Source organism: Rhodococcus sp. IEGM 1307 (genome assembly GCF_030056915.1).
Taxonomy (GTDB): Bacteria; Actinomycetota; Actinomycetes; order Mycobacteriales; family Mycobacteriaceae; genus Rhodococcus_F; species Rhodococcus_F opacus_D.
The window spans coordinates 59,460-84,876 of record NZ_JASHKW010000017.1 but is presented as its reverse complement, the minus strand read 5'-3'; the positions used below and the strand labels follow the sequence as shown (position 1 = coordinate 84,876).

Below are 25,417 nucleotides of genomic sequence, written 5' to 3'. Positions count from 1 at the left end.
GGGCGGCAATTTTCGCAGCACCCCCCGACCGCGACCACCCGACGCGCCCGCCGGGTCGCACAACGGACGGTTAACGGAAAGCGACTTATATATACCTGCGGCAAATTTCTTGTACTTGTATTGACATGTTGTCCTGAGCGGGTCCACAGTGAGTCGCATGACAACTCAACGACGCTACGACGTGGTGGTCGTCGGTGCCGGAATCGTCGGCCTCGCGCACGCGTATCACGCGCGCAACCGAGGCCTGTCCGTGGCGGTGATCGACCACGCCGACCGCGTTGCGGGCGCGTCCGTCCAGAACTTCGGCCACGCCTGCATCACCGCCCAGTCGGGCGTCGCCCGCGACTACGCCCGAGCGGGCCGGGAGCACTGGCTCGACCTGGCACGCAAGGCCGGGTTCTGGTCCGCCGAATCCGGAACATACTGTGTGGCAAGACATGACGACGAGCTGGCAGTCATGACCGAGTTCGCGGCCGTACGCGGACCGGCCGAAGTGGAACTGCTGTCCCGAGACCGGATCCTCGGCGCGTTACCCATCGTCGGCGACCGCGTCGTCGGGGGCATGTACATGGCCGACGACCTCCAGGTGAACCCGCGGGAAGCGGCCCCCGCCATTGCGCAGTGGCTCGACGCGTCGGGTGTCGACTTCTTCTGGCGCACCGCCGCAACCGGATTCGAGACCGGCGTCGTTCATACCTCGCGGGGCGATCTGCAGGCGGCGACGGTGTTCGTCACCGTCAACTACGACATCGACCGCCTGTTCCCGGGGCCGGCCGAGCGCGGGGGGCTCCTGCGGTGCCGGCTCCACATGATGCGCGCGAGGATTCCGTTGTCCGCGCCGTTGCCCGCACCGCTGTTCACGGGCTGGTCGCTCGTGCGGTACAGCGGTTTCCAGAATCTTCCCGCGACGGCGGCACTCGCGGCGAGGCTGCGTGACGAGTACCCCGACTACGTCGACCTCGACCTCCACCAGATGTACACACCGCAGCCCGACGGATCGATCCTGCTGGGCGACACCCACATCCGTGAGATCTCGGCGGAGCCGTTCCAGTCGGAGAAGGGGTTCGAGGTGCTGATCCGTGAGGCCGCCGCCCTCTTCGGCGTCTCGGACGTCACCGTCACCGAACGCTGGCAGGGCGTGTACAGCTCGGCACCCGATTCCGACTTCCTGATCGAGGAGCCGATCGACGGCGTGCACGTCGTCACCGTGACCACCGGGATCGGCATGACCACCAGCATGGGTCTGGCGAAGGACCGCATCGACTCCGTCTTCGGCCGCGACACCCTGCCCGTAATGGCATAGCAGCACAACCACATTCACCGAACACCGAGAGGAATCAGACAATGGGAACACGTCACCGGGACATCAGCCTCGTCGTCTTCGACATGGCAGGCACCACCGTGGAGGACAGCGGGCTGGTACAGCAGTCCTTCCTCGCCGCGGACGCGCATGCCGGACTGTCCAAGACCGACGAGGACCGCAGGCGGATGCTCGACTACGTCTCCGACACCATGGGCCAGTCCAAGATCGTCGTCTTCCGCCATCTCAGCGGCGGTAACGAGGAGCAGGCGCAGGCCGCGAACAAGGAATTCGAACGCTGCTACTCGCAACTCGTCGACGACGGGCGGTGCAGCGCGATCCCCGGCGCGGTGGAACTCTTCGGCTCCCTGCGGGAGCAGGGCATCAAGACGGCGCTCACCACCGGCTTCGCGCACGAAACGCAGGTGGCGATCATTCGCGCCCTCGGCTGGCAGGACGTCGCCGACGTCGTGTTGTGCCCCGGAGACGGTGTCCGCGGCCGCCCCTTCCCGGACCTGGCGCTGACCGCGTTGATGCGCACCGGTGCCCCGTCCGTGCAGTCCATGGTGGTGCTCGGCGACACCACGTCGGACGTCACCACCGGCCTCCGCGCCGGAGCCCTTGCCTCCGTGGGCGTGCTCACCGGCGCCCACGACGCCACCCAGCTGTCCGAGGCCGGGGCCACCCACGTTCTCGACAGCGTCGCGGACCTGCCCGGTCTGCTCGCCGAACTGCGCAACACCTGATTTTCCGATCAGGCTCCGTTGCCGTCGTCCGACGGAAGCCTGGGGTCGATGGTGCGGGCGTTCACGATGCTGAAGGCGACGAGGTCGGGGCGGTACCGATCGTCCGCGTACTCGAACGTGTCGCCGTTCTGATCCCGCGACGTCCGACGTTCCCGAAGCAGCGGGCTGCCGGGGTCGATGCCGAGATTCTCGGCGTCGACCCCGGTCGCGGCGACGGCGTCGAGCACGTGCTCCATCGATTCGAAGCGGACGCCGCGGGAGGTGAGGTAATCGGTGATCGATCCGGTGTCGATGTCGAAATCGAACAGCAGGGAGCCGACGCGGTCGGTGAACGTGCTCCGCTCGATCATCGTCGGTTCGCCGTCCAGCAGCCGGACGCGGAGCACCTCGACGACGAAGTCGTCCGGGGCCGATCCCAATGCGCTGGCGGCAGGTTCGGACACCCGGCGACGTGAGATCTCGAGCGTGCGGCTGCCCGCCGCGCGGCCGGTGCGGCGCGCCCACTGCGAGAAGGGGGTGAACGTGTCCAGGGTCTGCGTGATGTCGTGACTGCGCACCACGGCCGGTTTGCCCTGGGACAGCTGGATGAGCCCCTCGTTCTTCAACGTTGCCAGGGCCTGGCGCACGGGACCGCGCGACACCTCGAACTCCGCGCACAGCATGCTCTCGCTGGGCAGCGACTCACCCACCGCGTACTGCCGCTGCATGATGCGCTGCCGGAGCTGGAGTGCGACGAACTCATGGCGGGAGCGTGCCTCCACCATTGCGCATCACTCCACTTCCCCGCCGGTCGACGGTCGCCACTGCGAGTCAGGTGCATTCTAATGGCGTCGTCGCTACGCTACAGTGCTGAAACACGTTCCAGCCGGTGGAGGGATGCGGAGCATGGCGTCGTCGACGGAGCGGGTGGTCACGGTCGACGGATTCCGTTGGCAGATTTCCGAACTGGGTGACGGGCCGCCCGTCGTCCTGTGCCACGGATTCCCGGGGCTCGGCTACAGCTACCGCCATCAGATGCGGGCTCTCGCGGCATCCGGGTACCGGGCGATCGCCCCGGACATGCCCGGCTACGGCGGCACCGACGTGCCCCGCGACATCGACGACTACACGAACGAGCGGGTGTCGGATGCGCTGATCGGCCTGCTCGACAGTCTCGGTCACGAGCGTGCGGTGTTCGTCGGCCACGACTTCGGCGCGCCGGTCGCCTGGACCGTCGCACTGCGTCACCGCGCACGCGTGTCCGGGCTGGTGCTACTGGCCGTCCCCTACGCGCCCGACCGGTTCCCGCTGCGACCGTCGGAGCTGTATGCGTCGATGGCGCGCAAGCACTTCCTGCACATCCACTACTTCCAGGAACCCGGTGTCGCCGACCGCGAACTCGACGCCGATCCCCGAGGATTCCTGCAGCGGCTGTTCTATGCGTTGTCGGGCGCCTACCGCTATCTGGACATCTGGCAGCACCCCTCGGAGGGCAACGGCTACCTGGACGTGCTGCCCGAAGCCCCACCCCTGCCGTGGTCGTGGCTGACGGAGGACGAGTTCGACCATTATGTGGAGGTCTTCACCCGGACGGGATTCACCGGCGGACTGAACTGGTACCGGGCGTACGACGCCAATTGGGAACGCTCCAGGAATCTCGCCGGAGCCGACATCGAGGTGCCGACGCTGTTCGTGGCCGGTGCGCACGATCCCGTCCTCACGATGAGTGGTGCGCAGGCCCTCGACCGGATGCGCGACACCGTCCCCGACTTGCGCGGACTCCATCTCGTCGAGGGCGCCGGGCACTTCGTCCAGCAGGAAAGACCGGAAGAGGTGAACGAGTTGCTGCTCACGTTCGTCGCGGGCGGTACAGGCGGCGACGACGGCGACTCGGCTCGGGCAGGTGACCGGTCGACTCGAGGTGCGCGGTGAACGCCACCGCGTCCGCGTGGGTGCTCACCTTCGGCCTGCCGTCGGCCCAGGCGGCGAACAGCGCGAAGAATCGGTCGCCGAGGGCCGCGCGGACGTGGGGAAGGTGACCGCCGACTTCCCAGGATCGCTTGCGGAGCAAGGCCTTCGATGCGGTGTCGAGCGCGTCGCGGTCGAATCCCGCGGGCAGCTCCCCCGCCGCGACGAGAGCCCGGACCAGTGCCGCCTGCCGCTCCGCCAGCCTCGTCACGGCAGACTCCACACGGCGTCCCCGGTGACCCGGTCGACGCCGGCCGCATCCGCGATCGCATCCAGCTCGGCGAACAACTCCCGGGCGGGCGGGTAGTTCCCGTCGCGCTCGAGCATCATCGCGGGGGCACCCGCGGATGCCCACTGCCGGACCAGGTCCAGCACCTCGCCGGGCACCGGGTCGGTGTGGGTGTCGTGGTACGCGCCGTCCCGTTCGGATCCCCCGGCGACGTGGCCGTACGCCACACGTTCGAGGGGAAGCCGCCGGAGTTCCTCACCGGCGTCGCGGCCGCGGTTGCGGGCGTTCGCGTAGACGTTGGCGACGTCCAGCAGCAGGTACACGCCGGTGCGTTCGACGAGTTCGGCCAGGAACTCGCCCTCGGAGTAGTCGTCGTCCGGCCAGTCGAACAGGGCCGCGATGTTCTCCACGGCAAGGGGCACCGGCAGGCACTCCTGCGTGCGCCGGATGTTGCGCACCAGCACGTCCAGGGCTTCCGCCGAGCGCGGCACCGGCAGCAGGTGCCCGGCCTCGATTCCGCCCGCCCGCACGAACGCGACGTGCTCGCTGACGAGCGGCGCACCGAGCGCGTCGGCGCACCGAGCGAGATGGTCGATCCGGTGCTGCTCGACGCCGTCCGCGCCACCCAGCGACAGCGAGATGCCGTGCGGGACGACGGGAACGCCCAGCGACCGAAGTTCGTCCGGAAACCCGACTCCGCGCCGGCGGGCGGGCAGCGATTCGGCGATCACCTCGCAGAACCGCAGGCCGTCGAGCCGGTCGATGATCCCGCAGATCTCCGGCCGCCAGCCGATGCCGAGGCCCGGCTCGATCAGGGTGGTCATCCCCCGCACCCCCCACCGCCGCCGCACCCTCCGCCGCCGCCGCAGGAGCTGTCGCCTCCACCGCTGCTGCCGCCGTCCCCGCTGCCGCTGTCGGTGATACCGGCCGCGCTCGCGAACCCCGGGGAAAACAGGCCGACGGCCCCCATCCCGAAGAGTGCCGTCGACAGCGCGATCGGCGTCGGACCGTATGCGGTGAGCGACGGGCGCATCCGCGGCGACAGGTACGAGTGGTCGCGGCGCAGGCGCTGCAGCTCCGCCGTGCCCTGGGGCGTCCTGCGACCGGTCCGGCGAACGAGCTCCCGCGCGGCCGAGAGCAGAACCACCGCGACCAGCAGGAAGCCGATCGGCTTGCCGCCGGCGAACCCGGCGACGAGGCGTGCGACGCCGACGGCCACGACGACGAGGATCGGGAGGCTCGCGCGGCGGTTCCACGCCTTCTGCGCGGGACCCGTGAGCAGCCCCTGCGCGACCAGGGTGGACCGCAGGTGGTCTAGCGGGGCCTGCAACCGGCCCGGGAGCCGCAGGTTGCCGAGGGCGCTGCGCCCGGAGGCGAGTTCCTCGTAGACGGCCCGCGTGAACGATCCGAGGGCGTTGTCGGCGACTCCCCACGCCCGCAGGACCGTCCCGTCGGCGGAGATGAGGTCAGCTCCCCGTAGCAGCGTCAGGGATGCGGCGATGGCGCGATCGTCGCTGGTCAGCATCCCGGCCTGCACCGGATCGAGGCGGACACCGGAGGTCGGGGTGGATGCGGTGCCCCGGGACCGGAGGAACACCGCCAGCCCGACCGCGAGCACGGCGGCGGCGACGTAGACCACCAGAAAGGTCTCGCTCGGTATCCCCCACGTAGCGGATTCGTTGTACATCACACACCACCCTTCAACCACGTTGTCCGACAGTCGATCTCAGTATCAGTACGATTGTCCGATTTGCACCCGCCGGATGCCGATCGTCACCGTTCCGTTATCGGGATCCTGGGGATTCGTCGTGAGGTGGCTGTGGGTGGCATCGCCTAGCATCGTCAGCATGACGTCGCCGAGTGCCGCACTGTCGTATGCCGAACTGCTCGACACGGTTGCCGAATCGCACCGGGCGGCGGAGGCGACGCTGGAGGGATTGACCGACGACCAGGCGCGGGAGCCGTCGTTGCTGCCGGGGTGGAGCCGGGGGCACGTCGTCACGCACCTCGCGAGGAATGCGGACGCGCTCAACCGGTTCGCGGTCGGGGTGATCACCGGGGAGGCCGCGCCCGAGATGTATCCGGGCGGTCCGGCCGCGCGGGCCGCGGCGATCGAGGAGGGGGCCGGGCGTCCGGCCGAACTACTGGTGGCCGATTTCCGCTTCGCGGGACGGCGGGTGCTCGAGTCGCTGCGGCGGATCACCGAAGATCTGTACGAGACGCCGGTGAACTGGCGTCAGCGGGTGCCTGCGCGGCAGGTGCCGGTGCTGCGGTGGCGTGAGCTCGAGATCCACCACGTCGACCTGGGGCTCGGCTACTCGGCGGCCGACTGGCCGGCGGCCTTCGTGGAGCACACGCTGGAATCGGAGCTGCCCGAGCTGGCGGCCAGGCATCCGGACGTCGGGGTGCCGGAACTTCCGCGCACCGAACTGCTGGCGTGGGTTATCGGGCGCCCCACGCGGGAGGGCTTGCCGCCCGTGCCCGCGTGGCCGTTCTGAGCGTCAGGCGTACTCGACGTTCTCGAACGTGTCGGCGTCGTCGAGCGCGTCCCAGATGATCGCGTAGCGCTTGTGGGTCATCTCGTCGGCATCGACGAGCAGGGCGTCGAACAACGACTTCGGGTTGTCCTGCCACGTCTGAACGAGGCCCGCGACCGCCTGCGGCGTGAACAGACCGGACCGCGCTGCCGCCTCGATCCACTCGTCGAAGTCGCCGCCGTGAATCCGCTCGACTGCTTCGCGATCGACCTCGCCGTCACCGAGATCGAGAGTGAACATCGTCGCGAAGACGTCGCCGTCGACGGCGACGACGGTGTCGCTGTACGTACGCTGGTCGGTGTTCATCGTGGGGATACCTCCTGGGAGTCAGCTCGTTGAACCTGACTCACGTTTGCGACCTCTGCTGATGAGAAGAACTGTAGGGCGACTAATTGTGAGCAGCTTAAAGCCTTTCTGTGAGATCAATCTGTGATCTATCTCACGCAGGTTTCTTCGCTGTCAGCGGACCCTCAGCACGATTTCTGTGGGGTGCGCATCACCCGGTGTCTCCACCGCGTTGCGCACGGCTTTTGCGACGGTCGACGGCTTCAGATACTTCTCCGGCCGGTACTCGTCGCCCTCGCCGGCCACGATGGCGCGCTGCATATCGGTGTCGATCCGGCCGGGGTGAATTGACGTGACGCGCAGTAACGGCTCCTCGAGCCGCAGTGCGTCACCGAACGCCCGCAGGGCGAATTTGCTCGCCGCATACGACGCCCAGCCGGCGTTCGCGCGGAGCCCGGCGCCCGAGTTGATCAGGACGACGTGCCCACCCGCGGCGCGGAGAGCGGGCAGCAGCAGCCGTGTCAGTTCGGCCACCGCGATGACGTTCGCCTCGAGCGTGTGCCGCCACTGGTCGACGGCCGACTCCGCGACGGTCGAGAGATCGGCAACGCCGGCGTTGTGGACGAGCACGTCGAGCCGCTCGATCGGGGCGCACGCCGCCGCCAGCGCGTCGTAGTCCGTCAGCTCGACCGGCCAGGGCGTTGCGTCCGGCAGTTCGTCGAGGATGTCGGTCAGCGACCCGGCCGACCGGGCGCCGAGCAGGAGGTCGTGGGTCGGTGCGAGTTCGCGGGCGATGGCGGCTCCGAGGCCACGGCTCGCGCCGGTGATCAGGGCTGTGGGCATGCTGTCGAGGCTAACGCCCGTGAGTACTTATTAACGTCGGGCGGTTAACAAGTACTCACAGGGCACTCCAGTGGTGCCACGTCAGGTCGTGTATCGCGATCACCGGTCCGTCGGGTCGGCGGTCGACGTACTGCGGGTACTTCGCGGCAAGAACGTCGATCGCGGCGCCGCCCGCCGGGGAGTCGGGGGCGAGCACCTCGGCCCGACCGTCGACCCGCACCCACCACAGGTGGTCCCAATTCTCGTCGTAGTGGTCCACGAGCAGGGTGACCGCGGGGTTGGCCGCGATGTTCGTGAGGCGTCGCAAGGCCGTGGTGCGCTTCGGTTTGTGGTCGACGCAGGAGTAGATCGTGTCGGAGTCGAGTGCGAAGACGAGCGGGACGAGGTGCGGCACCCCGTCCGCCCCGACCGTGGCGAGCCGCGCGATGCGGGCGGCCGCGAATCGCGCGACGACGTCCATCACGGTTCCATCAGGTAGTCGCCGCTCACCGGTTCCGGGAGGGCGGGAATGCCCAACGGGCGCTTGAAGTATGCCCACGGGAACCACAACGTCCCGACCTTCTGCCAGCCGTCGGCCTCGAGTTTCTGGCGGCTCGCCGGCGCCGACACGCGGGTGTGCTCCCACTGCTCCTCGGACTTGCGGACGGTGTGGAACAGGGTGCCGAATCCGACGGAGTGCCAGCCGTACGAGCCGGCGTGGTTGAGGATGCGCATCTCGTTGAACGCGGTGAGCGGGGTGAGCCGGCGGGTCCGGCCGTCCGGGTCCGTGTCGGGGGCGTCGCCGATCCGTTTGCCGAAGCGTTGTTGCGCCGCCTGCCGCGACATGCCGAGTGCGGCGCCGACCGTGTCCCAGCTGTGTCCGGCGGAGCGCGCGGCAGCGATCGCGGAGACGAGCAGTTCGTCGACCGACTCCCGTGCCTGCGAGGTGAGCCGGACGAGGGCCAGGTAAGCGGCGGGGTCGTGGTCCAGTCCGGGGTCGATCTCGGGGTCCGCCTTGGCGATCGCGTCCGACAGCAGTTGGGTGAGCGCGGCATCCGGCATGTGTCAAGTATTGGTTGACAAGAGTTCCGTTGTCAACAAAATGTTGACAAGCTGGCGACTAACTGGCGACGAGGGTGATGCCGAGGGTGAGCATCAGCGCGGCGATCCCGGCGTCGAGCACGCGCCACGCTCCGGGGCGGGCGAACACCCGGTGCAGGAACTGGGCGCCGTAGCCGAGCGCGAGGAACCAGACGACGCTCGAGGTGGCGGCACCGAGACCGAACAGCCATCGGCCCGACTCGCCCTGGTTGTTGGCCACCGAGCCGAGCATCAGCACCGTGTCGAGGTACACGTGCGGGTTGAGCCACGTGAGTGCGAGGCAGGTGAGGATCGACGTCGCGAGGGTCGCCGATCCTATTTCCTGCGTGGCGTCGAGCGTTCCGGGGCGGAGGGCGCGGCGAGCGGCGAGCACCGCGTAGGAGACGAGGAATGCCGCACCCGCCCAGCGGATCAGGGTGATGGCAGCCGGAGCGTGCGCGAGTACGGCGCCGATCCCGCTGATCCCGACCGCGATGAGCACGGCGTCCGACACCGCGCACAGCACGACCACCGGCAGGACGTGCCTGCGCGCGATCCCCTGTCGCAGGACGAACGCGTTCTGCGCGCCGATCGCGACGATCAGCGACAGGCCGGTACCGAAGCCGGCGGCCGCCGTGAGCAGGGCAGGGGTGAAGTGCATGAGAACCACGCTACGAACCCCGCGAGCATCAATCCAGCTAATTATCCTTCATTGCCATTAGCATCGCTTCATATGGATCTGGACCTTGCCTCTCTCCGCACGTTCGCGGCCGTGATCGACGAAGGCACCTTCGACGCCGCGGCCCGGGTACTGCACATCACGCCGTCCGCGGTGAGCCAGCGGATCAAGGCACTCGAGCAGCAGGTCGGGCGCGTCCTGGTGCAGCGGGCCAAGCCGGTCCGGGCCACCGAGTCCGGACACGTCGTGCTCACGCTCGCCCGCCAGATGGCCCACCTCGAGCGCGAGGCCATGTCGTCCCTCAACCCCGAGGAGGCGACGACGAGCACGCTGTCGCTGGTCGTCAACGCGGATTCGCTGTCCACGTGGATGATTCCGGCCCTCGCCCGCCTGGCGCCGGAGCATCGGGCGCTGTTCGATCTGCATCGGGAAGACGAATTCCACTCGACCACCCTGCTGAAGGAGGGCACGGTGATGGCCGCGGTGACGTCCGTCCCGGAGGCGGTGCAGGGCTGCACCGTGGAGAAGCTGGGGTCGATGCGGTACCGCGCGCTCTGCAGCCGCGACTACGCCGACCGCTGGCTCCCCGACGGTCCGACGGCGGACGCCCTCGCGGTGGCACCGATGCTCGACTTCGACCGCAAGGACGAACTGCAGGCCCGGTTCCTGCGCGGGTTCACGCGGCGCCGGCTCCAGCCGCCGCGGCACTTCGTTCCCGGGTCTTCGGCGTTCTCCGACGCCGTCCGCCACGGACTGGGCTGGGGACTGCTGCCGGAATTACACACCGGCGACGACCACGGGCTCGTCGAACTCGACCCGTCCCGCCCGATCGATGTCCCGCTGTACTGGCAGCGGTGGAAGCTGGATTCGCCGATCCTCGCGGCGCTCACCACCGCGGTCCGGGACGGGGCGCGCGAAGCGTTGCGGTGATGTCGGGGTGGGCGCAACACTGGAGTCATGGACGCCGACAGCCCGATGGACCCGGTGCAGGCCCTGCGAGAAACAGCGTTCTGGCTCGAACGGTCGCGTGCGGAGACGCACCGCGTGAAGGCGTACCGGCGTGCCGCCGACGTGGTGGCCGAACTGTCCGAGGAGCAACGGGACGTCCGCCGGCGCACCGACAGCTGGAAGGATCTGCCGGGCATCGGACCCAAGACGGCGACCGTGATCCGTGAGTCGCTCGACGGTGTGCCCGTCTATCTTGCGGAACTACGGGAGAACGCGGAGCCGATCGGCGGCGGCGCGCTGCGCGACGCGCTGAAAGGCGACCTGCACACGCACTCGGACTGGTCGGACGGCGGCAGCCCCATCGACGAGATGATGCGCAGCGCGGCCGCTCTGGGTCACGAATACTGCGCTCTCACAGACCATTCCCCACGCCTGACGGTCGCGAACGGGCTGTCGGCGGAGCGGCTGCGTTCTCAGCTGGAGGTGATCGCCGCGCTGAACGAGGAACTGGCACCGTTCCGCATCCTCACCGGCATCGAGGTCGACATCCTCGACGACGGTTCACTCGACCAGGATCCGGATCTGCTCGACGAACTCGACATCGTCGTCGCCAGCGTGCACTCCAAGTTGCGGGCGGAGCGCGGGGCGATGACCCGCAGGATGGTCCGGGCGGTGGAGAATCCGCTGGTGGACGTGCTGGGACACTGCACCGGCCGCCTCGTCGAAGGCGGGCGCGGGACCAGGCCGGAGTCGACGTTCGACGCGGAGCAGGTGTTCACCGCCTGCCGCGACCACGGCACGGCCGTCGAGATCAACAGCCGTCCCGAACGCCGCGACCCGCCGAGCCGTCTCATCGATCTGGCCATCGACGTGGGGTGCCTGTTCTCGATCGACACCGACGCGCATGCCCCCGGGCAACTCGCCTGGCAGGGGTACGGATGCGAGCGGGCGATGCGGTGCGGCGTCGAGGCCGACCGGGTCGTGAACACGTGGTCCGCCGACGACCTGCTGGAATGGGCAAAGTAGCGCTCGTGCGTGGTTGACGAGTGCAGGGACTCGTCAACCGCGCACGGGCCGAAGGCCTAGCCCCGCTCTCCGGCCAGTTCCTCGAACAGTGTCGGGTCGTGGGCGGAGAAGACGCGTACCCGCGGCGCCACCTGATTGTTCAGTTCCCGGAGCCGGCGATGATTGCCGCGGATCTTCGAACGATCCACCGCGATCAGCTCTTCCATCACCCGTAGGGCGCGACCCTCGGTTCCCGGCGACACCTGTCCGGGGGCGGCGACGGTGCTGCGGTGGTAGAACGCGTCGCCCGCGTGTAGCAGCCAGCCCTTCTCGCCGGTGTCGACGGCCACCGCCGCGTGACCGCGGGTGTGGCCGGGCATCGGGACGAGCACGATGCGGTCGGCGGCACCGGCGATCGGGTAGGTGTCGGAGAACCCGAGCACGGATTCGCCCGGCCCCGAATAGGTGTGCAGCGTGGGTTCGGGGGTGAGCTGGGCGGGACGGTAGCGAACCTTCTCCCGGAACGACGAACGTCCTTCTGACGCCGTTCGTTCCGCGGCGGTGGTGTGCAGGGTGGCGTTCGGGAAGTCGGCGACGCCGCCGATGTGGTCGAAGTCGAGATGGGTCGCGACGATGTGGGTCACGTCCGCGGGATTCAGGCCCAGCTTCTCGAGCCGGCGGACCGCCGTCTCCGACTCCCGGAACCGGGCGCCCATCAGGTTCGCGTACCGGCCGACGCGTCCGGTGGGATCGGCGACGTCCGCCAGCCCGAAGCCGGAGTCGACCAGCACGATGCCCGCGTCGGTTTCGCACGCCAGCACATGGCACACCAACCGTCCGATGAGCGCCGAGGAGAACGAGCCGCAATTGAGGTGGTGTACCCGCATGGGGGCTCACGCTAGCCGAGTCGGTGTTCGCGGGGCGCCGATTACACCGCGACAGGTGACGACGCCTGCGCCCAGAACCGTTTCGGTATCCGTCCGGCATTCCGGGCGAGGTGCCCGGCCGTGACCGCTGCGGCCATCGCCGCGGCCATCAGCGGAGGGTCCGACGCCCTCGTCACCGCCGTGGCGAGCAGTACGGCGTCGCAGCCGAGTTCCATCGCCAGTGCTGCGTCGCTGGCGGTGCCGATCCCGGCGTCGAGAATGACCGGGACGTCGGTGCGCGCGACGATCATCTCGATGTTGCGGGGGTTCGAGATACCGAGTCCGGTGCCGATCGGCGACCCGAGTGGCATCACGGCGGCGCACCCGGCGTCGACCAGGCGCTGCGCGAGCACGGGGTCGTCGTTGGTGTACGGCAGCACGACGAATCCGTCGTCCACGAGTTGTTCTGCGGCCGCGACGAGTTCGATCCCGTCGGGCAGGAGCGTGCGTTCGTCGGCGATCACTTCGAGCTTGACCCAGTTGGTGCCCAGGGCCTCACGGGCCAGGCGCGCGGTCAGCACCGCCTCCGTGGCGCCCCGGCAGCCGGCTGTGTTCGGCAACAACGCGATACCCAGTCGATCCAGCAGTTCGAGCAGCCCGGTTCTCCCTGCGGCGTCCACTCGGCGCATCGCCACCGTCGTCAGTTCGGTGCCCGAGGCGACGAGTGCCTCTTCCCGTACCGAGAGGTTGGCCGCACCGCCTGTGCCCATGAGGAGGCGGGACGAGAAGTCCCGGCCCGCGATCGTGAGTGCGTCGGTGTGGATGCGCATGGGTACCTCCGGTCGAGATTTCGGCGAGCACTCGAACCCTACGACCGAATCGTCTCCGACGTCAGAACCACTTGTGCGCTACGTCATAGGTCCAGATTGGACCCCTGTCTCGTTGTCTATCTGGATCTTCTGGACCCGTACCAGACGGCCCAGAGTTGTCGGTGCGAGGAGCCGAACGCCACGTCGTCACGATCGGAGTAGAGATGAACACCATGGTCGCGCGCAGAAACCGCACCGCGAGGTCGAGGGAGGAGGAGCGCCTGGCAACGGAACTGGAGGACGCCCGCCGCCGCATCATCGAACTCATGGGCCAGCTGGCCGAAACGGTCCGCAGCCGTGATGCTTTGAGCGACCGCATGCAGGTGATGGCGTGGAATGCCCGGTGGGGCCGCGAGCACACCGGATTCGGGGTGCGGTGACCCGAGTCCGGGAGTCACAGCCACGTGGTCGGGCGGATCAGGTTGGCGAGATCCACCAGGGTGTACCGATGCCTGCGCTCGGGTGCCTTGCGGGCGAGGGCCCGGAGCGCCGACTCCGCCCCGGTACGCAGACCGCGTTCGGTGAACGGCACGCTGAGGATCCTCGTCGTCTCGGGGATGCCGCCGGCGTGCAGCCAGTCGACGGCCACGCCGAGAACGAGCACCCGGGTCTGGAGTGCGCGGCGCTCGTCGTGGGCGAGCAGTTCGACTCGCCGGGCGGCCTCCTGCAGATCCCGTTCGCTCACCTCGGCGAGCGGCCGATCGTGGACGAGCATCAGCACACTCGTCAACCGGGCCTCGGCATAGTGCCGGGATGTCGGTGGCACCTCGTCGAGCGCCTCCACCGCGGCCGCCCGGTCGTCGCGGTGCTCCAGTTGCCGCGACAGACCGAACGCCGCACTCACCGCGCCGTGATCCGTGCGCCACACTGTGCAGTAGTACTTTTCGGCGGTCCGGCGCCACCGCCCGATGTCCTCGCCGGAGCGGTATTCGCACCACATCTCGGCCGTCGCCGCGAGGGCGAGCTTCGGGGCCTCCTCGCCCGGTAGCGCGGTCAGGACGGAATCGAACCGGGTGAACGCCGCCTCGAAGTCGCCGCCCACCAGCGCACACAGTCCGGTGTGCCAGTCGACGCGCCACGTGTCCTCACGCTGGTGGTCGAGGGATTCGAGAATGGTGGCGGCATCACGGGGCTGCCCCAGGTCGAGGTGCGCGCGTACCTCGGCGAGCGGGATCTCGATGCTCGTGGACGCCACGCCGTCGTCCGCCGACTCCTTCGCCCTGCGCAGTGAATCGAGGAGCTCCCTCGGTCGGCTGTGGACGACGGAGAGCAACGGGGCGGCCGGGTCGTCCGGGTCCACCAACGGAATCGGCAGTGCTCGAACGATACTCATCGCACTGATCCGCTCGTCCCGGCGGTGCCCGTCGACGTAGACGTCGGTGCGGCTGATCGTGAGGTCGGTCCCGAACGTCGTGCGCTGCGGGCTGAACCGGTGGGACAGTCCCGGCTGCGGGTGGCCGGTCTGCTGGGCCCGCACCTCGCGCAGGACACCCTCGAGCTGCGTCGACATCTCCTCGGCCGACGCGAACCGGCGGGCCGGGTCGGGGTGGATGGCCCGGAGCAGCAGCCGGTGGTAGAACTCGTACTCCGCCAGCAGCGGCGCCTCCTCGGGTGTCGGCAGGCCGTCGACGTAACAGCCGCCGACGGTGGGCATGTCGAGGGTCAGCACGGCCAGCGTCCGCCCGACGGTGTAGATGTCGGAGGCGACGGTCGGACCGGTGGTGGCGATCTCGGGGGCTTGGTAACCCTGTGTGCCGTAGATGTATCCGTGGTCCCCGATCCTGGCGACCGCGCCCATGTCGATGAGCTTGAGCTGGTCGTAGTCGTCGCCGATCATGATGTTCTCGGGCTTGAGGTCGTTGTACACCAACCCCATCGAGTGCAGGTATCCGAGCGCGGGCGTGACCTCGAGGAGGTAGCGGATGGCGTGCTCCACCGGCAGCATCGGCTTCGGGTCGTCGGGTCCGGCGTCCTCCTTCAGTTCGGTGAGCAGGTCGCGCAGGGTTCTGCCCCGGACGTACTCCATGACGATGTACCCGATGGGATTGCCGTCCATCCCGGGGTGTTCGACGAAGTTGTAGATCTTCACGATGCTCGGATGCGTCACCTCGGCGAGGAACCGGCGCTCGGCGAGAGCCACCTCCTGGGCCACGGGGTCGCCCGAGTGCAGCAGGCCCTTGAGCACCACCCAGCGGTCGCTGACGTTGTGGTCGAGCGCGAGGTAGATCCAGCCGACACCGCCGTGGGCGAGGCACCCCAGGACCTCGTACTGGCCCGCGACCAGTTCACCCGCCTCGAGTTGCGGGGCGAACGAGAAGACGGTGCCGCAGTGGGTGCACACCCCCTCCGTGTCGCCCGGCCGCGCGGCGGTGGATCGTCCGACGGGACGCTTGCATCGGTCGCAGTAACGTTTGTGCTCCGCCAGAACGGGATTGGTCAGGAGCATCGAGAGGTCGGAGGTGTGGGCGGCGTCCGGCACCGTGCGTGAGGAGGGGACGTCGTCATCGTCGTCGTCCGCGAACGGATCGAACCGCACACCCCTGGTGGATTGCGGGTCGTCCATCGGTGTTCGCCTGGTTTCGTCGCTCACTCGGTGTCACCTCAGTCCCGGTACGTGGGGGCGGGTGGTCCGGCGGAAGGACCGAGAACCGTCAGCCAGTTGTCGTAGAGCCTCGTCCAGGTTCCGTCCGCACGCATCCGATCCAGTGTGCCGTTCACGAAACGCACCAGATCGTCGTGGTTCTTGTTGACCCCGATGCCGTACGGCTCCGATTCGAGCGGCGGGCCGACGATCTCCAGGTTCGGGTCCTGGGCGGCGAGCCCGGCGAGGATGGAGTCGTCGGTGCTCGCGGCGTCGGCCTGCCGTTGCTGGAGGACCACGAGGCAGTCGTCCCAGTCGGGTACCGCCACGATCGTGGCCTCGGGCTGCACGCGGCGAACGGTGTCCAGTGAGGTGGTGTCGCCGGCGGTGCAGACGCGCTTGCCCGCCAGATCCTCCGGGCCGGAGATACCGGACCCCTTCGGCACCAGCAGACGTTGATAGGCCTGGAAGTACACGGTGGAGAAGGCGACACGCTCGGACCGTTCGCACGTGATCGACGTGCTCTTGACCACGAGATCCACGTCCTCGTTCTGGAGGGCGTCGAAACGGTCGCCGGACGTGAGCAGGCGGAATTCGACCCGGGAGGGGTCACCGAACAGGTCCCGCGCCATCTCTCCCGCGACGTCGACGTCGAATCCCATCAGCATGCCGGTGGTCGGATCCCGGAAGCTGAAGAGGTTGGTGTTCTGATCGATTCCGACGATCAGCCGGCCGCGGGCGGTGATCTCGGCCAGGGAGCTTCCCGGCGCCCGGACGTCCGGTGCGGCGGCGGGGCGGAGACTCGCGATCGCACCGCAGGAGTCGGGTGCGGGTGGCTCCTCGGGCACGTCGCTGGTGGGCAGAAGGATCTCGGCCCCACTCGTCAACGGCACCTGTGCGTAGTCGCCGCTGACGGTGGGCGTGAGGGGTTGCGGGGTGGCGCATCCGGCGGCGAGGACGGCGACCGCGGCAGCGGAGCGGAGGAGGGCGCGTTGGCGCGTCCGCCGTCTCGGTCGAATCACCCGCGTCATCAGTGGTACTCGTTCAGTCTGGGCCAGATCCCCCCACCGACGGCGAACCCGCAGAGGACGCCGATCACCATGCTACCCACCGCGAGCAGCGACAACGAGCGATATGCGTCGGCCATCCCGTCGAGTTCCTCGCTGCGGAATCGGTCGATGCCGTCCTGCAACGACTGGTCGAGCGCCGCGAACGTGGCGGGGGACGCCGAGTCCGCGGGGCCGATCGCGATGGCCTTCGCACCCGGGTAGTCCCCCACGTCGAGCTTCTCCTGCAGCATGGTGTGCGCGCGCCGCCAGTCGCCGAGTGCGGTGACGGCGGCGTCGATCGGCGGTGTCGTGGCCGGACCGTGATCGCCGTCCTGCAGCCCCCCGAGGATGTCGGCGAGTTCGGCCGACCGCCGGGCGTAGTCGACCTCGGACTGTTCGTCGGAGCCGCGCTGCAGCAGCGCGAGGGTCTCGTCCGCCCGGGCCTGCTGGGCGAGGATCCGCGCCTGGGTGATCGTGCCGAGTGGTTGCGCCCCTTCGGTTCTCGCCCGGTCCGTGGCCGCGGTGGAGACCAGGGTGGCGGCGGCCAGCCAGATCAGGAGGGTGGCGGCGAGGAGGGAGGCGAGGACGAGGCCGGGATTGACGCGGCGTTTGCTCTTGCGCGCCAGGTACACCTGCGCGAGGACGAGCGCGACGAGCAGGGCGACGGCGACGGCGGATGCGGCTCTCGGGAGCCGCGCGGTGAGGACCTGGGTGTCGGCGACGGTCCTCGACTGCTCCGAGTAGAGGCTCTCGGCTGCGGGCAGGATCGTGTCCTGCATCATCGTGGAGGCGTCGCTGAGATAGGCGACGCCGACCGGGTTGCCCGACCGATTGTTGGCGCGGGCCGTGGCGATCAGGCTGGTGTAGTCGGCGAGGTCCCGCGATATTTCGGACAGCAGCGCGAGGGCCGCGGCGTCTGTCGAGGCTACGCCGTTCGACGCGGTGACCAGCGCGTTCGATGCGTCCCCGATCGCCTGGTTGTACCGATTGCGGACGGCGATCGGCTCGACACCGCCCGAGATGAAGGATGTGGCGGCCGCGGCGTCGGCGATGGACAGCGAACTGTAGAGCCGTTCGGCCGCGTAGGTGAGGGGTTCGGTGTGTGTTCGCAGGGTCTCGATGCGCTGTTGCCGGGCACCGATCGCCGCCGACGTGATCGCCCCGGTCGCCAGCGCGGCGGTCACGAGGGCGATCCCCAGCACGGACAGTCGTCCCGGGGTCGAGACGAGGAATTCCCGCCACGGCCGGCTCCGGGATTCGGGCTCGACGAGCAGGGACTCGTCCAGCGAGTGTTCTTCGGTGACGGCGTCGTCTCCGCGGTGGAACACGGTGCCCTCCTCCGCCGAGGTCTTCTGCAAGTGTGCCCCGATTCCCGGCGGGTCGTGCCGGAAAAGCCGATGTCGCATCGGACGCACAGAGAAGGACAGGGACCGCTGGTGCGGTCCCTGTCCTTCGGTACGGCGGGTGCGTCAGGGCTGCTCGCGGGTGACGACTCCGACGAGTTGTTCCGCGTCGGATCCGTCGGCGGGCGAGGCCGCGGGCGGTGTGACGGTGTCGAGGCGTTCGGCGTTGGTCCGGCTGCGTCGGCGGAACTCGTACCCGATCAGGATGAAGGCGAGAGTCACCACACTCAGCCAGAACTGCGAACGGGTGGTGGGGAGCACGGCCATGGCGGCGATCACGGCTCCCATCAGGGCGATGGTCGCGTAGCTGAGCCAGGGGAACAGCCACATCTTCAGGCTGAGGGCCTCGGGATCTCGCGCCTCCAGCTTCTTGCGGAGCGCGACCTGGGAGATCGCGATCATGAGGTACACGAAGAGCGCCACGGCGCCGTACGAGTTGACCAGGAACGAGAACACGAGGTCCGGGGAGACGAACGCCGCGATCACCGACGCGTAGCCGATCACCGTTCCGGCGAGGATGGCGCGCCGGGGCACGCCGCCGCCGGACAGGCGGGTGAACATGTGCGGGGCGTCGCCGTTGCGGGTGAGGGCGAAGAGCATCCGCGAGGAGGTGTACAGCGCGGAGTTCAGGCAGGACAGCACCGCGGTGAGGATGACGACGTTCATGATCGTGGCGACACCGGGAATGTGCAGGGCGGAGAGGGCTGCCGCGTAGGGGCTGACGCCGACGGCCTCCGTGCTCCACGGCACCACCGCGACGACCACGAAGATGGAACCGACGTAGAAGGTGATGATCCGGACCACGATGGAGCGCATCGCCCGGGCGACCGCTTTCTTGGGTTCCGCGGACTCGGCGGCCGCGATGGTCACGATCTCGGCGCCGGTGAAGAAGGCCACGCAGGGGACGACCGCGGCGAGCACCGCGCCCCAGCCGAGCGGAGCGAATCCGCCGTGGCTGACGAGATTCGCCACTCCGGGGGTCGAGTCCGGCCACAGTCCGGTGATCCACAGTGCGCCCAATCCGAGGAAGAGGACGATCGCGATCACCTTGATCGACGAGAACCAGTATTCGAATTCGCCGAACGACCGCGCTGACACGAGATTGGTGCAGGTCAGGATGACGAGGAGGCCGAGGCTGAGGATCCACAGCGGCGCGGACGGGAGGTAGAGCTGGAGTATTCGGCCGCCGGCGATGGCTTCGACGGCGACGACGATGACGAAGAAGTACCAGTACATCCAGCCGACGGAGAAGCCGGCGCGATTGCCGAGCGCTTCCCTGGCGTACACGTAGAACGATCCGACCACCGGCCGGGCCACCGCCATCTCGGCCAGCATCCGCATGATCAGGAGTGTGATGACCCCCGCGATGAGAAACGACACGATCGCCGCCGGGCCTGCGCTCTCGATGACGACGCCGCTGCCGACGAACAGTCCGGCACCGATCACGCCGCCCAGGGCGATGAGGTTCATGTGCCGTTTCTTCAGGCCCTTTCCGAGGCCGGAGTCCTGGGATTGGACCGGGGGTGGTGTTGAAGTCACGTTTTCCTCCACTGTGCGCTGACCGGAATCGTCAGGTCGCCATCGCGATCCGGGGCCGGATCGTCGGGCGGTTGGAACGGAGAACAGTGCCGGCGGAGATACGGGAGACGATCCACCGCGAACTGAACTGTTGATGTGATGCACAACACTGTATGGAGGGTCTGGTGGGCAGCACAGTGCCAGTTCGACGGCACGTCTGAGGACCAGTTCGTTACCACTGGTCACAGGGTAAGGGCGTGTGCACGGCCTCGTGGATGAGCGCCGGCGCCGGGGGATCCAGATGTGCCGGGAACCCGTGCCGCCGGGCCGTGTGAACACGCACCTCCCGGTGGCGATCGCTGTCCGCCCAGTTCAGGGGCGTTCTCCGTCGGTGGTTCCGCGGTCGAACTGGTCCCATCGCTTGCGTGGCAACTGGCTCTGGGCGAGTTCTGGCGCCAGTCGTAGTGTGAGGTGAACACTGAAATAAGTGATGTGGATCACACATACGATTGGGTCGCTGAACCGGTGGGTGCCCGCATCGACGTACGACCGACGAGGTCGTGTCGGTCGAGGGTCCCGGCAGCGCCTTCTGGAGGAAAATGTGGACAGTACCGTTCCCGGACACACCGACAGTTCAGGTCTCGGCAAGGGCCTGAAACGCAGGCACATGAACCTCATCGCCCTGGGCGGGGTGATCGGCGCCGGTCTCTTCGTGGGCAGCGGTGTCGTCATCGGCGGGGCCGGCCCCGGCGCGATCATCTCCTTCCTCATCGCCGGCATCATCACGTTGCTGATCATGCGGATGCTCGCGGAGATGGCGGTGGCCCGGCCGGTGGTCGGATCGTTCTACGTCTACGCCCGCCAGGCCCTGGGGCGTCGCGCCGGGTTCGCGACGGGGTGGATGTACTGGTACTTCTTCGTGATCGTGGTCGCCGTCGAGGCGATCGCCGGTGGCCGGATCCTGCAGCTCTGGCTGCCGATGATCCCGCTGTGGCTCCTCAGCCTGGGGCTGATGCTCCTGCTCACGGCCACCAACATGGTGTCCGCCCGCTCCTACGGCGAGTTCGAGTACTGGTTCTCGTCGATCAAGGTCGTGGCGATCGTTCTGTTTCTCGGGATGGGCGCCCTCTGGATCACCGGACTGTGGCCCGATTCGACGCCCGGGCTCGGCAACCTCGTGAACCACGGCGGCTTCACCCCGCTCGGCTGGGGCGCGGTGCTCGCCGCGGTCGTCCCCTGCGTCGCCTTCTACACCGGAGCCGAGATCGTGACGATCGCGGCCGCCGAGTCGGAGGAGCCGAAGCGTGCTGTCGCCCACGCCATGCGGTCGATCGTGGTGCGGATCGTGACGTTCTACGTCGGTTCGATTCTCGTGGTCGTCACGATCCAGCCGTGGAACACCGAGAGCGTCGGGGTGAGTCCGTACGCCGCGGTGCTCGAGGTCCTCGGAATTCCCGGTGTCGCGACGATCATGAACTTCATCGTCCTCACCGCAGTTCTCTCCTGCCTGAACTCGGCGCTGTACACCACGTCCCGAATGCTGTTCGCGCTCACCCGCAACGGCGACGCCCCGAAGTTCTTCACGACGCTGTCCCGCAACGGCGTGCCCCGTCGTGCGATCCTGCTCGGCACCACCGTCGGATACGTCTCCGTCGCCTGCACCTACGTGTGGGGCGACGTCGTCTTCGGCTTCCTCGTCAACTCGTACGGCGCTGTCGCGCTCTTCGTCTACCTCCTCATAGCCATCTCGCAGGTGGTGCTCCGGCGTCGACTCGAGCGCGAAGACCCGGCCGCACTGCAACTGCGGATGTGGTTGTTCCCGTGGCTGAGCTACGCCACCATCGCCCTGATGGCCACCGTCATCCTCGCGATGGCGTTCCTGCCGACCACCCGCTCCCAGTTCCTCATGAGCGGTCTGACGTTGATCGTCATCCTGATCAGCTACGAGGTGCGGAAGTTGCTCGGCAAGGGCGGTCGCGACGACGAATCACTATCCGGTGCTCCCCCGATCGGTTCCGCGGACGAGTCGGTAGCGGAGGCCGAGAAGCGCATCGAGTCCGTGGAGACGCTCGGCGGCTCGGACATCGAACTGCTGGCGGCTGCGCAACAGAAGCCGCATACCCATCGTCATCAGAGGAGACAGTCGTGAACAGTTCCGCCGTCGGTACGGCACGCGTCAAGCGTGGCATGGCCGAGATGTTGAAGGGCGGGGTCATCATGGACGTCGTCACCCCCGATCAGGCGAAGATCGCCGAGGATGCCGGTGCGGTCGCGGTGATGGCGCTCGAGCGGGTGCCCGCGGACATCCGGGCGCAGGGTGGGGTGTCCCGGATGAGTGATCCGGACATGATCGACGGCATCATCTCCGCGGTGTCGATCCCGGTGATGGCCAAGGCCCGGATCGGGCACTTCGTGGAGGCGCAGATTCTGCAGTCCCTCGGGGTCGACTACGTCGACGAGTCGGAGGTGCTGACCCCGGCCGACTACGCCAATCACATCGACAAGTGGCAGTTCACCGTCCCGTTCGTGTGTGGTGCCACCAATCTGGGTGAGGCGCTGCGGCGGATCACCGAGGGTGCGGCGATGATCCGGTCCAAGGGTGAGGCCGGTACCGGTGACGTGTCGAACGCGACCACGCACATGCGGACGATCGGTGGGGAGATCCGCCGGTTGACCTCGCTGAGCGAGGACGAGCTGTATGTGGCGGCGAAGGAGTTGCAGGCCCCGTACGATCTGGTCGTCGAGGTCGCCAAGGCCGGGAAGTTGCCGGTCACGATGTTCACCGCCGGTGGCATCGCCACCCCGGCGGATGCGGCGATGATGATGCAGCTCGGTGCGGAGGGTGTGTTCGTCGGGTCGGGGATCTTCAAGTCGGGTAACCCGGCGGAGCGGGCCGCGGCGATCGTGAAGGCGACCACGTTCTTCGACGACCCGGACGTGCTGGCGAAGGTCTCCCGTGGGCTGGGTGAGGCGATGGTCGGGATCAACGTCGACGACATCCCCCTCCCGCACCGGCTCGCCGAACGCGGCTGGTGACGTAGGTAATCCCGCTCTTCCGGAACCACTGTGGGCCGGTTCCGCTGTCGTGCAGCAGAACCGGCCCACAGTCGTCGTTCAGCCCAGCAGTTCGGGGATCTTCGCTGCGCTCTCCAGGATGTGCGTGTGGGGCTCCGGACGCAGCGTCGCCGCGTCGTGCGCGCCGGTCAGGACACCCACCACGTACCGCGCCCCGGCGTTCGTCCCCGCCCGGAGGTCGTTCGGGGTGTCACCACCCACCAGCACCTCGTCGACGCTCTGCACTCCGGTGAGCTCCATGGCGCGGAAGATGAGATAGGGCGACGGTCTGCTCATCCGCACCTGGTCGCTCGTGATCACACCGTCGATGTCCCGCCCGATCTCCCACCCGACCTGCTCCAGTAGCGGTTCCGCGATCTGGCGTGAATAGCCGGTCTGGAGAACGATCTTGATGCCGTTCTGCCGCAACGCACCGAAGGCGTCGTGAACCCCGGGCAGTGCGGTGGGCGGTGTCTTCCGGTACGCAGCCAGAAGCATTGCGGTGAAATCGGATTCGACGGAATCCAGAACATTCTTCCCGGCCGGCACGCCGCTCTCCCGCAGCAGTCCCTCGATGGCCTGCCGCTTGCCGGTGCCCTTCCACCGGTCGAACCGATCGTCCGGAATCGGCTCGCCGAGGTGCTTCTCGACGGTGTCGCGCAACGCGACGTACACGGCGCCGCCTTCGTCGACGCTCGTTCCGGCAATGTCCAAGGTGACCAGGGAAACCCCGTGTGCGGTCATGGGTATGACTCCTCACTGTTGAGCCACTGGCAGGTGATGGCTGTCAGTGGCCGATCATCGACAGCACGTCGGCAATGACGTCGCTGTTGGTACCGCGCGACAGATCGAGTGTCCGGCAGCGGTCGTAGTACGGACTCAGATCCAGCCCGACTCCCAGTCCGTACACCTCGACGGCCCGCTCGTCCTCGTGTCGCTCGACCACGTCCTGCAGGTGGTGGTCCAGGTAGAACTCGTCATTGGCCAGGGCGGTGGCGCCGTCCAGTGGGCTTCCGTCCGAGATCACGAACAGGAGCCTGCGGCCCTGGGGGTCCCGCATCCGGGAGCACGCCCAGTCGACGGCCTCACCGTCGACGCCCTCTTTGAACAGGTCGTTCTTCAGCAGTCCCGCGATCGCGGGACGGGCTCGGCGCCAGGTAGTCTCGGCGTCCTTGAACACCAGCTGCCGGACCTCGTTGAGGCGTCCCGGGTTGCGCGGACGGCCGGACCGGAGCCAGTCTCGGCGGGCCCGTCCCCCGTTCCAAGCGGCGGTCGTGAAACCCAGGATCTCGCACCGGGCGTCGGCCAGTTCGAGTGCCCGGGCGAACACGTCGACCAGGACCGCAACCGGTTCGCCGAACTCCTTCATCGAACCCGAGCAGTCGATGAGGAAGGTCACCGTCGTGTCGGTGTGCGGCTCGGTGCGTTCGGCCCGGAAGAGTCTGCGCTCGGTGGGCGAGGTGACCAGCTGGGCGAGCCGGCGACCGTCGAGGTATCCCTCTTCCCGGCCGCCTTCCCATCCGTCGGGGACCGGTTCCGCGAGCAGCGCCTTCAGCTGCCGTCCGAGTCTCCGGACGTTGAGATGCTGCGTGTCGATGATGACGTCGAGTCGCCGGCGGTAGTCCTGGAGCAACTCGGGCCGGACGAGGGACGTGATCTGCCGGGTCTCGTCGTAGGCGCGGGTGAACACCCGGTATCCGTCTCCGCCCTCCCCCAGTGCGCGACTGCGTCCCGACACCGCGGTCGTGAAGGTCTCGTCGTCGTCGGGGTCGAAGTCGAACAGGAGGGAGAACGCCGCCCGGCCGTCGCTCCCGTCGTCGGCCGAGACGTCCGTGCCGGCGGGTGACTCCAGGTGACGGCCGATCAGCTCGGCGACGTCCTGTGCGTGGACCCCGAAGTCTTTTTGCGAGAAACGGGTTCGACGCAGCCACGGGAGGTGGTCGCCGAGAACGGAGGCGAGAGCGAACCGCGTCGATTCGATCAGGTCCTCGGTGGCCTCGGGTATCGGCTCGGCGGTGATCCGGGCCCGGCACATCTGCGTCACCGTGAACAGCAGCATCCCGTGCACGGTCTCGGTCAGCCCGGACGCCACGTAGTCCTGCGACCACTGCGTGAAGCGGTGGGAGAGGTTGGCGCGCACGCCACCCCACGCGTCGGCGGCCAGCGACTCGACGCGGAACTGTTCCAGGATCTCGAAGATCAGCCGACCCGCCGTGGCGTCCGGGCACAGGCTGCGATGCAGGACGGGGTCGGTGTGGAGGAGGCGCGACGCCATGCCGTCCGCCGCACCGCGGAAGGACGCGAAGTCGGCGCCGTCGAACGACGGGTGCAGATGTGGGGCGGGCATCGGCACGCGCCGATGTCCGCGGTGGAGTTCCGGTCCGCGAAAGTGCAACCCGCCCTGGCCCGCGAGGGCACGGATCGTGCCGGCACAGAGTTCGTGCACCTCCTGCTGACGGCGGACCGCCGCGGGGCGCACAGGCAGTTCTGTCATGACCG

General features: G+C 68.3%; 26 protein-coding genes. 9 read left to right on the top strand and 17 right to left on the bottom strand.

All coding sequences use genetic code 11. The features are described 5' to 3' along the window. Positions 1-157: 157 nt before the first annotated feature. Positions 158-1,303 carry a TIGR03364 family FAD-dependent oxidoreductase gene (locus QM841_RS28765; RefSeq protein WP_283334661.1) on the top strand — a complete coding sequence of 382 codons (1,146 nt, stop codon included), beginning with the start codon at positions 158-160 and terminating at the stop codon, positions 1,301-1,303. A 41-nt stretch (positions 1,304-1,344) separates the two neighbouring features. Next, positions 1,345-2,046, top strand: coding sequence for a phosphonatase-like hydrolase (locus QM841_RS28760; RefSeq protein ID WP_283334660.1), 702 nt, complete (start codon positions 1,345-1,347; stop codon positions 2,044-2,046). An 8-nt stretch (positions 2,047-2,054) separates the two neighbouring features. Here QM841_RS28760 and QM841_RS28755 read toward each other — a convergent pair whose 3' ends face one another. After that, complete coding sequence (locus tag QM841_RS28755) at positions 2,055-2,810, bottom strand: GntR family transcriptional regulator (RefSeq protein ID WP_105423050.1); 756 nt, start codon at positions 2,808-2,810, stop codon at positions 2,055-2,057. Positions 2,811-2,931: 121 nt separating this feature from the next. Between QM841_RS28755 and QM841_RS28750 the strand changes: the two genes are divergently transcribed. Beyond that, on the top strand, positions 2,932-3,957 hold the full coding sequence (locus QM841_RS28750; protein WP_283334659.1) for an alpha/beta fold hydrolase: 1,026 nt from the start codon (positions 2,932-2,934) through the stop codon (positions 3,955-3,957). Here QM841_RS28750 and QM841_RS28745 read toward each other — a convergent pair. From QM841_RS28745 to QM841_RS28735, 3 genes are read right to left on the bottom strand one after another with little or no spacing between them, the layout of a single operon-like run. After that, positions 3,875-4,204: an SCO6045 C-terminal-like domain-containing protein gene (locus QM841_RS28745; protein ID WP_283334658.1), complete on the bottom strand. Its 330-nt coding sequence runs from the start codon at positions 4,202-4,204 to the stop codon at positions 3,875-3,877. The genes QM841_RS28750 and QM841_RS28745 overlap by 83 nt on opposite strands. Beyond that, positions 4,201-5,046: an MbnB/TglH/ChrH family RiPP precursor modification enzyme gene (locus QM841_RS28740; RefSeq protein ID WP_283334657.1), complete on the bottom strand. Its 846-nt coding sequence runs from the start codon at positions 5,044-5,046 to the stop codon at positions 4,201-4,203. The genes QM841_RS28745 and QM841_RS28740 overlap by 4 nt, the downstream gene beginning before the upstream one ends. After that, on the bottom strand, positions 5,043-5,909 hold the full coding sequence (locus tag QM841_RS28735) for a TIGR04222 domain-containing membrane protein (RefSeq protein ID WP_280783018.1): 867 nt from the start codon (positions 5,907-5,909) through the stop codon (positions 5,043-5,045). Before QM841_RS28735 ends, QM841_RS28740 begins: the two co-directional genes overlap by 4 nt. Positions 5,910-6,069: 160 nt before the next feature. On the opposite strand from QM841_RS28735, the gene QM841_RS28730 reads away from it, so the two are divergent. Continuing rightward, positions 6,070-6,720, top strand: coding sequence for a maleylpyruvate isomerase family mycothiol-dependent enzyme (locus QM841_RS28730; RefSeq protein ID WP_280783017.1), 651 nt, complete (start codon positions 6,070-6,072; stop codon positions 6,718-6,720). A gap of 3 nt (positions 6,721-6,723) precedes the next feature. Here QM841_RS28730 and QM841_RS28725 read toward each other — a convergent pair whose 3' ends face one another. The 5 genes from QM841_RS28725 to QM841_RS28705 form a co-directional block, all read right to left on the bottom strand. Continuing rightward, positions 6,724-7,065 carry a hypothetical protein gene (locus tag QM841_RS28725; RefSeq protein ID WP_280783016.1) on the bottom strand — a complete coding sequence of 114 codons (342 nt, stop codon included), beginning with the start codon at positions 7,063-7,065 and terminating at the stop codon, positions 6,724-6,726. Positions 7,066-7,218: 153 nt separating this feature from the next. Further along, on the bottom strand, positions 7,219-7,887 hold the full coding sequence (locus QM841_RS28720) for an SDR family oxidoreductase (protein WP_283334656.1): 669 nt from the start codon (positions 7,885-7,887) through the stop codon (positions 7,219-7,221). Between the two features lie 55 nt (positions 7,888-7,942). Then, complete coding sequence (locus QM841_RS28715) at positions 7,943-8,347, bottom strand: TIGR03668 family PPOX class F420-dependent oxidoreductase (protein WP_280783014.1); 405 nt, start codon at positions 8,345-8,347, stop codon at positions 7,943-7,945. Continuing rightward, complete coding sequence (locus QM841_RS28710) at positions 8,347-8,928, bottom strand: hypothetical protein (RefSeq protein ID WP_064080315.1); 582 nt, start codon at positions 8,926-8,928, stop codon at positions 8,347-8,349. Before QM841_RS28710 ends, QM841_RS28715 begins: the two co-directional genes overlap by 1 nt. A gap of 58 nt (positions 8,929-8,986) precedes the next feature. Beyond that, positions 8,987-9,607 carry a LysE/ArgO family amino acid transporter gene (locus QM841_RS28705; protein WP_280783012.1) on the bottom strand — a complete coding sequence of 207 codons (621 nt, stop codon included), beginning with the start codon at positions 9,605-9,607 and terminating at the stop codon, positions 8,987-8,989. Between the two features lie 72 nt (positions 9,608-9,679). Here QM841_RS28705 and QM841_RS28700 point away from each other — a divergent pair, with 72 nt between their 5' ends. Then, positions 9,680-10,555: a LysR family transcriptional regulator ArgP gene (locus QM841_RS28700; RefSeq protein ID WP_283334655.1), complete on the top strand. Its 876-nt coding sequence runs from the start codon at positions 9,680-9,682 to the stop codon at positions 10,553-10,555. Positions 10,556-10,600: 45 nt separating this feature from the next. Then, on the top strand, positions 10,601-11,599 hold the full coding sequence (locus QM841_RS28695; RefSeq protein WP_283334736.1) for a PHP domain-containing protein: 999 nt from the start codon (positions 10,601-10,603) through the stop codon (positions 11,597-11,599). A gap of 56 nt (positions 11,600-11,655) precedes the next feature. Here QM841_RS28695 and QM841_RS28690 read toward each other — a convergent pair whose 3' ends face one another. Together QM841_RS28690 and QM841_RS28685 are read right to left on the bottom strand one after the other, a co-directional pair. Then, a complete protein-coding gene (locus tag QM841_RS28690; protein WP_283334654.1) occupies positions 11,656-12,465 on the bottom strand; it encodes an MBL fold metallo-hydrolase in 810 nt (269 codons plus the stop codon). A 41-nt stretch (positions 12,466-12,506) separates the two neighbouring features. Beyond that, entirely contained in the window at positions 12,507-13,274 is a 768-nt protein-coding gene (locus tag QM841_RS28685) for a thiazole synthase (protein ID WP_283334653.1), read from the bottom strand. Positions 13,275-13,477: 203 nt separating this feature from the next. Here QM841_RS28685 and QM841_RS28680 point away from each other — a divergent pair, with 203 nt between their 5' ends. Beyond that, positions 13,478-13,693 carry a hypothetical protein gene (locus tag QM841_RS28680; protein WP_105423030.1) on the top strand — a complete coding sequence of 72 codons (216 nt, stop codon included), beginning with the start codon at positions 13,478-13,480 and terminating at the stop codon, positions 13,691-13,693. 14 nt (positions 13,694-13,707) lie between these two features. Here QM841_RS28680 and QM841_RS28675 read toward each other — a convergent pair whose 3' ends face one another. From QM841_RS28675 to QM841_RS28660, 4 genes are all read right to left on the bottom strand, one after another. Beyond that, complete coding sequence (locus QM841_RS28675; RefSeq protein ID WP_280783133.1) at positions 13,708-15,876, bottom strand: serine/threonine-protein kinase; 2,169 nt, start codon at positions 15,874-15,876, stop codon at positions 13,708-13,710. A 38-nt stretch (positions 15,877-15,914) separates the two neighbouring features. Further along, complete coding sequence (locus tag QM841_RS28670) at positions 15,915-16,925, bottom strand: glutamate ABC transporter substrate-binding protein (RefSeq protein ID WP_283334652.1); 1,011 nt, start codon at positions 16,923-16,925, stop codon at positions 15,915-15,917. Then, positions 16,925-18,271: a GlnX family signal transduction membrane protein gene (locus tag QM841_RS28665; RefSeq protein WP_283334735.1), complete on the bottom strand. Its 1,347-nt coding sequence runs from the start codon at positions 18,269-18,271 to the stop codon at positions 16,925-16,927. The genes QM841_RS28670 and QM841_RS28665 overlap by 1 nt, the downstream gene beginning before the upstream one ends. A 141-nt stretch (positions 18,272-18,412) precedes the next feature. Continuing rightward, a complete protein-coding gene (locus QM841_RS28660) occupies positions 18,413-19,816 on the bottom strand; it encodes an amino acid permease (RefSeq protein ID WP_283334734.1) in 1,404 nt (467 codons plus the stop codon). A 649-nt stretch (positions 19,817-20,465) separates the two neighbouring features. On the opposite strand from QM841_RS28660, the gene QM841_RS28655 reads away from it, so the two are divergent. Continuing rightward, entirely contained in the window at positions 20,466-22,013 is a 1,548-nt protein-coding gene (locus QM841_RS28655; protein WP_283334651.1) for an amino acid permease, read from the top strand. Next, positions 22,010-22,900, top strand: a complete 891-nt coding sequence (pdxS, locus tag QM841_RS28650) for a pyridoxal 5'-phosphate synthase lyase subunit PdxS (RefSeq protein ID WP_283334650.1) — start codon at positions 22,010-22,012, stop codon at positions 22,898-22,900. The genes QM841_RS28655 and pdxS overlap by 4 nt, the downstream gene beginning before the upstream one ends. 78 nt (positions 22,901-22,978) lie before the next feature. Here the strand turns inward: pdxS and QM841_RS28645 are convergent, their stop codons facing one another. Both QM841_RS28645 and QM841_RS28640 read right to left on the bottom strand, forming a co-directional pair. After that, the gene (locus QM841_RS28645) at positions 22,979-23,662 is read right to left on the bottom strand and encodes a phosphonatase-like hydrolase (RefSeq protein ID WP_283334649.1); all 684 of its coding nucleotides are present in this window, start codon (positions 23,660-23,662) and stop codon (positions 22,979-22,981) included. 43 nt (positions 23,663-23,705) lie between these two features. Beyond that, a complete protein-coding gene (locus tag QM841_RS28640; protein ID WP_283334648.1) occupies positions 23,706-25,412 on the bottom strand; it encodes a cobaltochelatase CobT-related protein in 1,707 nt (568 codons plus the stop codon). Positions 25,413-25,417: the final 5 nt, after the last annotated feature.